This window comes from Prevotella brunnea, from assembly GCF_008016795.1.
Classification (GTDB): Bacteria; Bacteroidota; Bacteroidia; order Bacteroidales; family Bacteroidaceae; genus Prevotella; species Prevotella brunnea.
The window spans coordinates 1-13,376 of sequence record NZ_SDIK01000020.1 but is presented as its reverse complement, the minus strand read 5'-3'; the positions used below and the strand labels follow the sequence as shown (position 1 = coordinate 13,376).

12 protein-coding genes and 4 pseudogenes are annotated in these 13,376 nt (G+C 41.8%); 10 read left to right on the top strand and 6 right to left on the bottom strand.

What is annotated here, in order from left to right; all coding sequences use genetic code 11:
* From ETF27_RS03270 to ETF27_RS11795, 8 genes and pseudogenes are all read left to right on the top strand, one after another.
* A pseudogene (locus ETF27_RS03270) lies at positions 1–792 on the top strand (hypothetical protein); the annotation flags it as partial.
* Between the two features lie 11 nt (positions 793–803).
* A complete protein-coding gene (locus ETF27_RS03265) occupies positions 804–1,379 on the top strand; it encodes a hypothetical protein (protein WP_147785498.1) in 576 nt (191 codons plus the stop codon).
* A gap of 173 nt (positions 1,380–1,552) precedes the next feature.
* On the top strand, positions 1,553–2,002 hold the full coding sequence (locus ETF27_RS03260) for an HU family DNA-binding protein (RefSeq protein WP_130828306.1): 450 nt from the start codon (positions 1,553–1,555) through the stop codon (positions 2,000–2,002).
* A 22-nt stretch (positions 2,003–2,024) separates the two neighbouring features.
* Positions 2,025–4,640, top strand: coding sequence for an RHS repeat domain-containing protein (locus tag ETF27_RS03255; protein WP_158635973.1), 2,616 nt, complete (start codon positions 2,025–2,027; stop codon positions 4,638–4,640).
* A 6-nt stretch (positions 4,641–4,646) separates the two neighbouring features.
* Positions 4,647–5,135 (top strand): hypothetical protein, encoded by a 489-nt coding sequence (locus ETF27_RS03250; RefSeq protein ID WP_025877757.1) that lies wholly within the window; start codon positions 4,647–4,649, stop codon positions 5,133–5,135.
* 145 nt (positions 5,136–5,280) lie between these two features.
* On the top strand, positions 5,281–7,530 hold the full coding sequence (locus ETF27_RS11425; RefSeq protein ID WP_240048117.1) for an RHS repeat domain-containing protein: 2,250 nt from the start codon (positions 5,281–5,283) through the stop codon (positions 7,528–7,530).
* Positions 7,527–8,510, top strand: coding sequence for a hypothetical protein (locus ETF27_RS03240; RefSeq protein WP_004350363.1), 984 nt, complete (start codon positions 7,527–7,529; stop codon positions 8,508–8,510). The genes ETF27_RS11425 and ETF27_RS03240 overlap by 4 nt, the downstream gene beginning before the upstream one ends.
* Before the next feature lie 124 nt (positions 8,511–8,634).
* Positions 8,635–8,742, top strand: a pseudogene (locus ETF27_RS11795) (hypothetical protein); the annotation flags it as partial.
* A gap of 165 nt (positions 8,743–8,907) precedes the next feature.
* Here the strand turns inward: ETF27_RS11795 and ETF27_RS03235 are convergent.
* From ETF27_RS03235 to ETF27_RS03225, 3 genes and pseudogenes are all read right to left on the bottom strand, one after another.
* Complete coding sequence (locus ETF27_RS03235) at positions 8,908–9,327, bottom strand: plasmid mobilization protein (protein ID WP_147785496.1); 420 nt, start codon at positions 9,325–9,327, stop codon at positions 8,908–8,910.
* Between the two features lie 346 nt (positions 9,328–9,673).
* Complete coding sequence (locus ETF27_RS03230; protein WP_044071396.1) at positions 9,674–9,985, bottom strand: helix-turn-helix domain-containing protein; 312 nt, start codon at positions 9,983–9,985, stop codon at positions 9,674–9,676.
* A gap of 20 nt (positions 9,986–10,005) precedes the next feature.
* Positions 10,006–10,275, bottom strand: a pseudogene (locus tag ETF27_RS03225) (helix-turn-helix domain-containing protein).
* Between ETF27_RS03225 and ETF27_RS11420 the strand changes: the two are divergent.
* Both ETF27_RS11420 and ETF27_RS03220 read left to right on the top strand, forming a co-directional pair.
* Positions 10,183–10,464, top strand: coding sequence for a hypothetical protein (locus tag ETF27_RS11420; RefSeq protein ID WP_240048116.1), 282 nt, complete (start codon positions 10,183–10,185; stop codon positions 10,462–10,464). The pseudogene ETF27_RS03225 and the gene ETF27_RS11420 overlap by 93 nt on opposite strands.
* Positions 10,465–10,688: 224 nt before the next feature.
* On the top strand, positions 10,689–10,946 hold the full coding sequence (locus tag ETF27_RS03220; RefSeq protein ID WP_147785495.1) for a hypothetical protein: 258 nt from the start codon (positions 10,689–10,691) through the stop codon (positions 10,944–10,946).
* A 60-nt stretch (positions 10,947–11,006) separates the two neighbouring features.
* Here the strand turns inward: ETF27_RS03220 and ETF27_RS03215 are convergent, their stop codons facing one another.
* The 3 genes and pseudogenes from ETF27_RS03215 to ETF27_RS03205 all read right to left on the bottom strand — a co-directional run.
* The gene (locus tag ETF27_RS03215; RefSeq protein ID WP_102048095.1) at positions 11,007–11,495 is read right to left on the bottom strand and encodes a DUF1896 domain-containing protein; all 489 of its coding nucleotides are present in this window, start codon (positions 11,493–11,495) and stop codon (positions 11,007–11,009) included.
* Positions 11,496–11,515: 20 nt separating this feature from the next.
* On the bottom strand, positions 11,516–12,778 hold the full coding sequence (locus tag ETF27_RS03210) for a site-specific integrase (RefSeq protein ID WP_115367968.1): 1,263 nt from the start codon (positions 12,776–12,778) through the stop codon (positions 11,516–11,518).
* Between the two features lie 3 nt (positions 12,779–12,781).
* Positions 12,782–13,165, bottom strand: a pseudogene (locus tag ETF27_RS03205) (tyrosine-type recombinase/integrase); the annotation flags it as partial.
* Positions 13,166–13,376: the final 211 nt, after the last annotated feature.

Below are 13,376 nucleotides of genomic sequence, written 5' to 3'. Positions count from 1 at the left end.
TACTATGAGCCGAGGTTGAGTCTGTGGATGAGCGTTGATCCCAAAGCAGCGGACGCACCTGATTGGACATCATATCGATTTTGTTTCAATAACCCAATTAGATATACCGATCCAGACGGTCGTTGGGAGTGGAGCGCAGCAGGAAATCTCAAATCACAGAAAGGTGATAATTCATACACATTAGCAAAATTTTTAGGAACAAACCAAAAGAATGCAATGACTATACTTAACAGAGGTGGGGTTAGTGCAAATGACAAAGGTATTCTAAATCTTAAAGTAGGACAGGAATTTTCTAAAAATGATTTGTGGGTAGGATTTAAGTCGAAAGGTGGAGCTGTTGTGAATAATACTAATGAAGCCTTATCACACTACTTACACGGAAAAGGAGAATCCGCAGACGTAGGTGATCAATCTACAATACAACTATTATCGTCAAGTAGGTTCCAAGAAAAGCATGCTAAAATAACAAGTAAAGCTGTTTCCCCAGAGGGCTATTTTTCAGTTGATTTAACAAAATCAACTTTCCATATAGGAAGAACAAATGTAGATTATAAGGTAGGCGGTAATGGCAAATCAAGTTATGTAACCTATACTTTATTTTCGAGGGACGGTTTTTGGGATCCTGATTATCTTGATGAAAATACATTGGGTAAAATTCCAAATATTAGAGATTGGACAAATACGAAGCCTGACGGACCTGGTCCAAATTTAGAAAGATTTGGAGGTACGCCATATCATTATAAAACAAGAGAAAGAACATACTTTTTTAAGCCTATTAAAGACAACAAATAATTTGATTGGTTATGAAAAAAGTAATAGAATTTATAGTGTTGGGAGTCGTGTTTTTTGTACTTGTTCTACTATATATCATATACGATAGAACAGGGTATCATTATGGATTGGAATGTAGTTTCTGCAATAAGAATATGCCGTATGGATTAACACCAAAAATCAATTCTGATTATCCACAAAGTTTTGTTTTACTTGATGAAGACGGCTTTGAGCTAACGGGGAGCGGTTTTAGACACAGACAAAGCAGTTTTAAGATAAAGAACTTTTTGGGTTATGGTTATAATGATACATCTGTATTATTGAAATGTACGGACAGTTTAAATAACATAAAATATTTAGTATCATATGAAATTGGTTATAAAAGCGACAAAGAAAATCCTGTCATATCATTTAAGGATATAAACTACAATGAATACAGCCAAATCAAAAATAATTACCAATGGATTAAAATTGACGAGGAAAAAGCAAATACAATACAAATTATGAAGTTTTTATTTATTGTTGGAGCGTTGCTCTCACTCTTTTTTATAGTCAGAAAGCTATTAAGATTCAGAGGTAATGCTTCGAATCAGGAGTTATTAAAATAACTACCTGATTCTTAAAGAATGAGCATTAAAGTTCAAAATATGATGTCATATACCCCAAAATATGACGTCATATTTCCTCAAATATGACGTCATAAACAAAAGAGTAATAAATGTGGCACGCAAGCCACAATAGTGAGAAATAACAGAATGTATAACTTTAAAACAACAAGAGTATGACAAACAGACCATTAGCCTATACGCTCACGGAGCGAAAGGCAACCGTTGGCAAACTTGCCGGCAAAACAGTTCTACAAGCTCGCCCCACTGGACGAAAGCGGGTGGATCATCGCAGTTTCTGCGACGAAGTAGGACGTGCTACAACATTCACTGGGGCAGAAGTAGAAGCCGTACTTAGGCTTGCTGCCGAGATAGCGAAGCGGCACGTTGAGAATGGCGACATTGTAGATTTTGGCGATATAGGAACTCTTTGTCCCTCGTTTCAGAGCAAGACAGTGGAGAAAGGCAAAGAAGATTTTAATCCCCATGTTCACATCACAAAACCCGTAGTACGCCTTTCGCCTTCAAGACGTTATTTCACATTGACAGGCGTAAGTTACGAGCGTGTAGAAGCACCTGCAAAAAAGTCAGAAAGCAAACCAGAAGAGCATTCAAACAATCCATAATTTGGCAAATTCGGATTGAACATTGAAAACAGCATTCCAACATATTGGCTTCGTTTCACTTAAAACCGCTATTCCTGTTTCTGATGGTGCTTTTTACCATCAGAACGGGATGGTATTTTCAAACAACGTGAAGTACCACTATGGTGGTATCAACTCTTCTCACAACCGTATCGGCAGATTGATGCTTCGTGAGGACGGCAGTGGCGCTATCGAGTATTACTATGGTAAAATGGGTGAGGTCTTGAAGACGGTGCGCACGCTGATTGTGCCCAACCAAGCCATCGCTACCTATATCACGCAGTGGAAGTACGACAGCCACAACCGCCTGCTGGAGATGATCTATCCCGACGAGGAGAAGGTCACCTACGACTACAACTTCGGCGGACAGCTCACCCACGTGCGCGGCTACAAGTCTTACGGCTACGACTACGTGCAGAAGATTGGCTACGACAAGTTTGAGCAGCGCACCTACCTGAAGTATTGCAACGGAGCGGAGACGTTCTACAGCTACGACCCTGCACGCAGACGTTTGCAGAACCTCGTAGTAAATGCTAAGGCAGGTACTATTATGGACAACGCCTACAGCTATGACGCAGTGAGCAACGTACTTTCGGTTGCCAACAACGCGCCACTGCCACAGGGTGGCAAGGCGGGCGGTCAGATGAGCCATACCTACGGCTACGATGCACTGTACCGTCTGGCAAGTGCCAATGGCAGCTATAAGGGTGCCGACGGCAAGACGGCTTCCTATACCCTTGCAATGGGCTATGACAACATGCACCGCATCACGAGCAAGAAGCAACACCTCTCGCAGAGCGGCGTACAGTTCGATGGCACGCTCAACGCAGGCTATGACCTCACCTATACCTATCAGAAGGGAGACGGACATAAGTTCCAGTTGGGCAACGTGCGTGATCTGAACTACCGCACGGAGGAGACTCCTACCGACAGTGCGACCATTAACAACGGTCACAAGTACGAGTACGATGCTAACGGCAACCTTGTCTACATCAACACGAGCCGCATGAAGAATGACGGCAAGGAGGACGAGAAGGCAGGCGAGCAGAAGTTCCGCTGGGATGAGGAAAATCGTCTTCTTGCTACTGATGAGAACGGTTTTGTGGCTAACTATTGGTATGATGCCGACGGTGAGCGCACGGTGAAATCGAGCGGTGAGAATGAGGAAATCTACGTGAACTCCGAATTCTCAGGCGGACGCACCAACACGGCTAAGTTCAGCCTCTACGTCAGTCCGTACTTGGTGGCAAGTCAGGGCGGCAGATACACCAAGCACATCTACATCGGTTCACAGAGAATCGTCAGCAAATTAGGTGACCTTGCAAGCTACGGTGCCGATCCGAGACGAATACCATACGCAGGCAATGAGGCGGACGGTATCACGGTAGATTATAAGGCGAAGTACGTCAAGCAACAGCAATCCATCAAGGACAGCTACAAGGACTTCGGTATCGCTTACAACGGCGAGGACAACGACGACTATGTCAATGGCGAAGGCTTCTGTTGCAACGACGGCTCATTGGAGGCTGCTCATGCAAGGCTAATGGCAAAAACTAGGGTCAAGGCAGATGACAACTTCCATGACAAGGACGCCTACGAAAAGATGCAGTTCTACTACCACCCCGACCATTTGGGCAGCAGTAGCTACATCACCAACCTTGACGGCGAGGTGGCTCAGCACATCGAGTATGTACCGTTCGGTGAAGTATTTATCGAGGAACGCAACATCACGTGGAACACGCCTTACCTCTTCAATGCCAAGGAGTTTGACGAGGAGACGGGTATGTACTACTATGGTGCAAGGTATTATGAGTCAAGGTTAAGTTTGTGGATAAGTGTGGATCCTATTTCAAATTATGACCCACGAAATAGCGAAAATTATTTGGATGGCGAACATAATTTAGGGGTATATTTCCATTATAATCTAAATCCGTATAGTTACTGTTATTTGAATCCGATTGTTTTCTATGACCCAAATGGACTGCAATCTAAATTTTGGACAAGATTTTGGGGTGGTGTTCAAATGGTCGGTGGAGCTGTTGAAGTTGTCGGTGGAGCTACTACAGCATTGGTAACTTCAGAAACAGGAGTAGGTATTGCAGGAGGAATTGCAATAGCTGCTAACGGTATTGATAATGTTCAAGCTGGATTCAGACAAATGGTTAGTGGTGAAACAAAACAAACCGCCTTACATCAATCGACGAAATATGTTGCAAGGAAAGTAGGAGCAAGTGAAGATACAGCAGAAAAGATTGCAAGAGGTGCAGACTTTGCGACAATCTTTTTAGGTAGTACGGGTAGTATAAAATCGCTATTAAAATTAAGTAAAACTTCTAAATTAAGTACTTTCGCAGACATAGCAATGAAAGGTGGTCAAGCCAGTAAAACTAAGGCTGGTTTTAAAATAGTTCAAGAAGGAGGTGCTAAAGAGGCCATGAAAGTCTACAAGAAACTTATAAAAGCTGGGTACAAATCGGAAAAATTAGAAAAAGGTGGATATAAGTTAAGCAAAGAAGGCGAAAGCATAATTTTCCGTAGTTCCAAGTCTGGAGGTTATCGCAATCTGGATACATTTACGAAAAAAGAAGGTAATAAAAATATTGATATTTTTTATAAATAGGAAATAATGATAAAAAGTATTATTGATTCGCGTATAACAGAGCAACTGTATAAAATATACAAGTTAGATATTGACGGTTTTGTCAATAATCGAAAACAAGTAAAAACATTTAATTTTGAATATGAATGGCCAGTTGTTGATTTCTTAGAACCAATTTTTATGCCTTTGTTTCAAAACATAGACTCTAATTTTATCTATTTAACAAAAGGATATGATATAGCTTTAAATGAAATATATTCTAAGTTTGCAAGAGAGGATTTTATAGAGTTTATGAGAGGTAACAAAACTTATACTCCTCGAGGACGTAGTAAGGAAAGCATCGATATTTATTATATGATAGGACTAACTATTTTTGACGAAACGTTCGAATGGTTAATTCATAATAATGTCGATGTTGGATATTTGACTTTTTCTTTTCAAGTTGATAAATTTAATAATGAGGATGTACTAAATTCACTTATGAACAACAAATGGTTTGTCCATGATAAGAATTAGTGACGACGACAGCAATGCCGTCGAATACTTCTACGGCAAGATGGGCGAGGTCGTCAAGACCAGAACGACGCTCATCGTGCCCAATCAGGCCATCGCCACCTACGTGACGCAGTGGAAGTACGACAGCCACAACCGACTCTTGGAGATGATCTATCCCGACGAGGAGAAGATTACTTATTCTTACAACCTCGGCGGACAGTTCACCCATGTGCGCGGCTACAAGTCCTACGGCTACGACTACGTTCAGAAGATAGGCTACGACAAGTTCGAGCAGCGCACCTACCTGAAGTATTGCAATGGAGCGGAAACCTTCTACAGCTATGACCCGCAACGACGCAGGTTGCAGAACCTCGTAGTGAATGCTAAGGTAGGTACTATCATGGACAATGCCTACAGCTACGACGCAGTGAGCAACGTGCTCGGTATTAAGAACAATGCTCCACTCCCACAGAGTGGTAAGGCAGGCGGACAGATGAGCCATAGTTATACTTATGACCCACTGTATCGTTTGGCAAGCGCAGCGGGAACTTATAAGGGAACAGACAATAAATCCGCTTCTTATACCTTATCTATGGGCTACGACAATATGCATCGTATCACGAGTAAGAAGCAACACCTCTCACAGACAGGTGTGCAGTTCGACGGCACGCTCAACACAGGCTATGACCTCACCTATACTTATCAAAAGGCAGAGGGTAAGAAGTTCCAGCTTGACAATGTTCGTGATATCAACTACCGAACGGAGGAGACTCCGACGGACAGCACCAATATCAACAACGGACACAAATACACTTACGACCTCAACGGAAACCTCGTCTATATCAACACCTCTCGTGTGAAGAAAGACGGCAAGGAGGATGAAAAGGCAAGTGAGCAGAAGTACCGTTGGGACGAGGAGAACAGACTCTTGGCAGCTGATGAAAACGGCTTTGTGAGCAACTATTGGTATGATGCCGATGGTGAGCGCACGGTGAAGAGCAGTGGCGAGAATGAAGCCATCTATGTGAACTCCGAGTTCTCGGGTGGCAACACCGGTACGGCACGCTTCTCGCTCTATGTCAGCCCATACCTCGTGGCAGGGCAAGGTGGCAAATATACGAAGCACATTTATGTAGGTAGCCAGAGAATTGTCAGCAAGCTTGGCGACCTCGCTTCTTATGGCGCAGACCCAAGGCGAATACCGTATGCAGGCAATGAAGCCGATGGCTTGACCATTAACTACAAGGACAAGTATGCAAAGCAACTGCAATCCATTAAGGATAACTACAAGACGTTTGACTTGCCATACAATGGTGAGGACAATGACGACTACGTGAACGGTCAGGGTTTCTGTTGCAACGATGGTACGCCGGAGGCGGCACAAGCCCGTGCGATGGCACGCACAAGAGCTGTAAACGATAATTTCCACGATAAGGATAATTATGAGAAGATGCAGTTCTACTACCATCCCGACCATTTGGGTAGCAGTAGTTACATCACCAACTTGGACGGCGAAGTATCACAGCATATCGAGTATGTACCGTTCGGCGAAGTGTTCATCGAAGAGCGCAACAATACGTGGAACACGCCGTACCTCTTCAACGCTAAAGAGTTTGACGAGGAAACAGGTATGTACTACTATGGTGCAAGATATATGAATCCCCAAAATTCTATGTGGCTGGGGGTTGATCCGCTAACGGAGAAATATCCGAATTTAACAGGATATTGCTACACAAATAATAATCCTGTCAAGTATATTGATCCAACTGGTACAGATTGGTATAGAAATGATGAAACTGCTGCTATTTTCTGGCAGGAAGGGAATGCTAACTCTATAACATACGATGGTCAGGAGTATAGAAATATAGGTGAAACATATAGTATATATCAATCTGGAATGAGATACGATTATCAGCAGGATAAGATTATAAAAGTATCCGATGCAAGTGGTAGGTTTAATGTAGAAGGTGGGCAATATATACCTAAGAGTTTTATAACAGATGATGGAACTAAAGTTAGTGTAACTTTTAAGTATAAGAGTCCAACTGGGGGTTATGGTGATTATGCATTGTCAAAAGATGCTGTTAGTTTATTAATTAAAGGGATAAACGATGCTAATATTTCTGGCGCAGGAATTACTTCTATTGATGTTTCTACAACTACAACTGGGAAACATTCCCCTACAAGCAATCATTATGCATCAAATGGAGGAAGAGCTATAGACATTGACATGGTAAATGGAATCTCAGTTAAAAATCCTAAATCACATGAAAAAGTTGATGCTTTTCAACGTGCAATTAGAGAGAATCCTATCTTAAGAGAGAATTTTGGACCTAATATACAAGAAAAAGAGGGGAAAACTAAGAGGATCTCTGGGCATAATAATCATATTCATATTGCAACTCAAAAGCGATGAAAAAATATAGGGCATGTTTTTTAAGCATAATTATATTGTATTGCTATATAGGATTACCTATTTATTCACAGAATAAGGATACTTTGTGCATTCACGGAGATTTTGTTTGTACAATAGGTAAATATTTGGTTTATTGTCAAAATAGCGATGATACGGAAGCGATTGAAAGGAAACTGCAAAGACTGGATATAAGGAATTACCGCAACCACAGTTATTGTATCGATTCAACCATGACCTCGAATTGCTTAAAGATCTCGGACTCTGCACTGATATATGCAAAAGGTAGGAATATTATACTTTGGCATGTTCCTCAAAATGCAAAATATATTTATTGGCATTCAAAGCAGAATTTACCCATTGTGAACCTAGCTCAAAGTCGGAATAGGGATTATTTAATGGTGAGTCGAATAGATTACGAAGCAGAAGAGATGCTATTAACAATTATGGGAAAGAAAATGAATATTCTTTTTGAAAAGAAAATTAAGCTAAATGGTATGGAGATAGAGGGGGCGATTCCTATATCGTATGCCATTGAATCTTGTTTTGTTATTCTTGTCCAGGACAAATTATATCTCATCGACTGTGAAAGATTAAAAATTAACTTAATCACGAATCATTGTGATGTTTTTACCACCAGTACTCACTCAATTATCTATTACAAATTTATTTCAGATGATAAAACTAGAGGATATGAGTTGATACCATCCCGAAACGAAATACAAGAAATAGACAGGAGTCTTGAACAATCCTTATATGATTGTCCTCTGACTTGGTTGTTTACTTCAAGAGTTAACGACGAAAATATTCCCATATATTACGTATGCGGAAAAGCGTATCGATTAGAAAAACATAATTGGCAAGAAATTCCTAAAATAATTATCTATCAAGATAAAGCAATTAGTATTACCGTCCCAATTATTAATGGTACTTTTCAATATAACTGGTTCAGTTTTTCTTTTCTTAATGATAGTGATTGGTAATGCTTCAGATTGGGAGTTGTGAAAATAGGGTCTTGATTATCAGGACTATCTGATAAATTAAAAATGCGAAGGCAGGAATTAGCGCTTTGCCTTCGCATTATTTTCGCAATTATAGCATAAGCAAATGAAGCAACAGGATAGTTTTGAAACTTTATGCTCCAGATTGGGAGTTAAGTTTGTATGTCGCTATTGTCAATCTGAGTCTATCGTCAAAAGTGGGAAGAATTGCAATGACAGACACCGCTACCAATGCAAACATTGCCACAAGCGTTTTATTACCGAGTACATCTACAATGCCTATCTTCCTGACACCGATTCCAAAATCACCCAACTGACCAAAGAGGGATTGGGCAATCACAGCACTATACTAACGTTGGGCATTATGATTTATCAGCATTCATTCTTGTTTACTCTCAAGGGATTTTGTCAGTTGTACTGCTTGTTGTTGCAGTCTAATAAGAAGTTGGGAATAGGTTTCGAGTTTGCTGAGCAATCGTTGAGCAGTGGCAACAGAATGATAAGTATTGAGGGCTTTCACGGCTTCGTTGTATAGCACGCCTATCTTATGAGTCATAGCAACGATTTCGGAGAGTTTCTCCAAGTAAGGTTCTTTTGCAGGGTCTTGGGTGATGACCTTAAAAGATTCACCAAGAAGCCTTGCTCGGACAAAGTCGCTCTTTGTCTTTGCTCCCGACTTGCGATAGAGTCTGATAAGTTTCTGCTGGTCTTCGGAATTAGATGTCCTGATGTGCCATCTGTCCCATCGTGGGCAGGTGGCACATCTGCCGTCTGGCTTCTTTTGTTTCTGCTTTTTCATTGCTTTTTAATCACGACTTTGGAGTGATTTAATCCCCCAATTGGGGCAAGGGTCTTTGTGGTACAAATGGCAATTTGTGGTACAAAGACACACCTTGCCAGTAAAAAGAAAGAGATAGTTTGTTATGTTCCATAAAGTAACCTTTCTGGGGTGCTTTTGATAGACGAGAGTTCAAAGTTCAAAAAGTAAGTCAAGAGATAAGTTTAGACTAATTTCTTGACTTACTGACTTTATGAGCTGACATATTTTTTACTAAAGTTAATTTTGACTTAGGTCGAAACTAATTTTTTGACCAAAGTCATAACTGACCATTCGACTTAAGTCGCAACTGATTTCTTAACTTAACTCATAACTTATCTGTTTGCGGTATTGGATTATAATGCCTTTCAAGCATTGTTTGTATGTCGCTCTGTTTGTAAAGTATCTTCCCTCCGATTTTGTAGAAAGGAAGTATTCCTGCATTTCTGTACTCTTGGAGCGTACGTGTGCTGAGCCGTAATTGGCTACAAACCTCCTCGCCAGTGAGGTAAACCTCTCCGCCCAGCATCGGACGGGCTGTAGAACAATAACGCTTCAGTTTCTTCAATATTCCCTCCATCAACTGTGCAAACATCTGCATTTGAGGGTCTTGCTGTGTAATGATTTCTTTCTCTTCCATAGTTCATTCTGTGTTTGATTTCATTCATTGTTTGCATTCAGTAACTCTGCGATGTCGCTCTCCTTATAATAGCATTTATGCCCAATGATGGAGAAGGGTATTTTACCCGTATCGCGATAGGATTGCAGGGTGCGTTTGCTGATGCCGAGCCTGCGGCATACGGCTTCATTGTCGAGCTATTCGTCCGTTTCGGGCGGATTGCCGATAAGTTGTTCGATACTGTGGATAAAGTCTGCAAATTCGGAGTGGTGTCGCTCCCACGCTTTGCGGTCGATAATAATGAGTTTCATTGCCTTAATTTTGTTTTGATTACTTTGTTGTTGCTCGGCAAACAAACTGTTATGCAGTCCATTGCCGTACTTATCGAGTGCAAAAGTAAACCCTCGGAAGCACCGCTGCAAGAAATGAGGAAAAGCAGGGAAATGTTAGGAAAACAAGAGAAAAGACCACGAGAAAATTCCTCAGCGTTATTGCGGTAATGAGATGAGGTGCCGGCTCTTTCCTTTTATTGCATATTTGTTGGTCTATCGACAGTTCGATAGTTCGACAAATCGAGATGTCGAACTATCAATAGTTTGTTTTGACGATAGTTTGTCTTGACAACAGATAGTCTTGACAATAAATTGTTATGACAACAAATTGTTATGACAACAAATTGTTATGACAACAAATTGTACAGACAATAAGTTGTACAAAAAAAGGCTTGTCATATAATAAGATTGTCAAGACAATCGTTAGTTCTAACTATTGTTTCTATAATTCGCTTTTGCGTCCAAAGAGCCTGAGTATGCCGTATTCTTGTCGTGCCTATCTCTCTACGGCAGCCCTGCCCTGCAAGGTTGGGAGAGATAAATACGACCGCACGGATATTGAGAATTGTAGTACCGCCTTGAAAAAGAAAAATCCTGCGGTGGAGATTCTTCTCTCCATCCGCAGGACTCGACCTTGTCAGGGCAGATAGGCTGCCGTTGTACCTTTGCACGATAAGAAACGGCTTCAGGGGCTTTGCGTCTGCTTTTGCCTACAACGCCTTTGGGCTTGCTTCCTCCGCCAGTTTGACCGTTGGCAGGTTGTTGCTCTCGATGAGCAGCACTATCGTGCCTGTCAGTTCGGTGTAAAGACGGTCGTATTGTCCGCTTGCGGCAAATGCGTCCGTCAGTTCGTACCCAGCGAATGTGGCTTGAACAGCCTTGTTCGCCAACAATAAAAGTGAAAGCCTCTCGGGGAGCGGTGCAGGAAGTTCCCTCTCAAACTCGTCCTCCAAGACAGAAACAAGGGTATCGTACTTTGAGAAATGCAGTCCACTGAAAAGCACTTCACTTGCTATTCTTTCTGCTTCTAAATGATTAAAGCCTTGCGCCACGGCATCGCAGTAGGCGGTCAGTGCCATGTCGGCTCTTGCCGTGATAAACTCCATATCACTCATTCTTTCGGGATGATGTTCACTCATATAGCTTTCCAACTTCAATCGAAAATAGGAAAGTTCCTTTTTGCTATTATCTGTTTTCATACATAAATTTTTGCTGATTTCTAGAATATTGTTGCGTTTTGCTTTTCGATAGCTTCCGTATAGTCAGAAAAAGCCTTACTTTTATGTTCCTGCAAACGGTTCATGTCCTCTCTGATTTTCAGGTCGGTAATTTTTCCATAAATCTGTGTCGTTCCAATGTCGCTGTGCCCGAGCATCTTGCAGAGCGTTTCCATTGCTATACCATTGGAAAGGCAGATGGTCGTGGCGAAAGTATGGCGAGCCATGTGAAAGGTCAAGCCTTTCTCAATTTGGCATATCTGACCAATGTTTATACAGGCGAAAGATGCCTTGCTGACGTTCAATGTTGGAAATATCAAATCATCGTGTTGTTTCCCTTTTATATGAATGTCAAGTATCTCCTTTGCGATGGGCAGAAGTGGAATGATGGCTTCTACGTCCGTTTTCTGTCGCTTGATACGTATCTCACAAGTTCCGTCATCATAATGGTGGATATGTTTAGGTGTCAGTCGCAACATATCCACACGAGCCAGTCCCGTAAAGGCACAGAAAATGAAGAGTTGCCTTGCTCGCTCGAACTGCTTGTTTAAGATGGGCGTTTGCAAAATGCGCTTGAGTTCTTCCGTTGTGAGATACCTTCTCGTGCCACGTGGTTTTTCCGCCTTAAAATCCACAAACGGGTCTCGGCGGATGTATTTTTTCTGTTGTCCGATGCTGATGAGCTTTCTCAAGAAAATAACCGTCATTTGAATGGTGGCAGGTGATAATCTGCGCTTGCTTTTAAGATAGAAATCCAATTCTTCGACAAAGCCATAGTCCAACCGTGAATAACCAATATCGGACATTCCGTATTTTTCCAGCAGGAAGGATACTATGAGCTGCTTGTCATAGATGTAGTTGCGGAAAGTGGATTGGGCGATGGAAATTCCCACACAAGGGCGTTTTTCCTCTATGAAACGGTCTGCCTCTTCCATGAGCATTCCATTGCTTTGTGAATCCTCCGTCAGACAATTTTTGAGCAGTTCTGCACTTACATACCCCTTTTGCCAAACCAGCTCATTGTATTTGGTTTGTATCTGTCCTTCCTTTTCTGTCAGTATGCGGTTGATGTTCTTCATCTCATCAGTGTCGCCTTTGCATCTGCCATGCTTTGCGTCCCAATTGTTTGGATTGACATCCAATCCCATACTGTATTGTACTTGTTGCCCGTTTATGGTGATTCGCCCCATTATCGGGCATCTGCCGTTCTTCTTCTGTTTGGAACGGTTAATGTAGAACAATGTCTTGAATGTACTGTGTGCCATAAGCTATAATTTTAAGGTGAAAGTGTGTTCTATCCGCTGTTGAATCTTCTGCATATCCTGCCTTATTCTTTCTGAATTGACCGCAGCATACACTTGTGTCGTTCTCAAATTGGTATGTCCCAACATACCGCTTACGGTTTCTATCGGAACACCTGCCGACAGGGTAATGACCGAAGCAAAAGTATGGCGAGCCATGTGAAAGGTCAGAGGGGTTTCCATACCGATACTTCTCTGTATGTGGTGCATCGCATTGTAAACCACGTCTCTTGGGGGAACGTCAAACACATATCCCGCACGTCTGCCCCTATATCTTTCCATAATGGTCTTGGCTGGGGAGAGAACTACTACACGAAAAGGAGTCTTCGTCTTGACACGCTTGCTTTTAATTATTACTGTCCGCTAAACATCCCACATTTTTTATGAATTAGGGCTGACACTTCTCACGAGGTATCAGCCCTTTTTGTTATCTTTGCTTTTGTTTCCAAACTCAGATAACATGGGCAAAAGTACACATTTCTTCGGACAGCCGGTATATGGTCAGCTGATAAAATCTCTCGACCATGATAAAATAGTTGAAATAAGCCGTCGGAACGGCGGT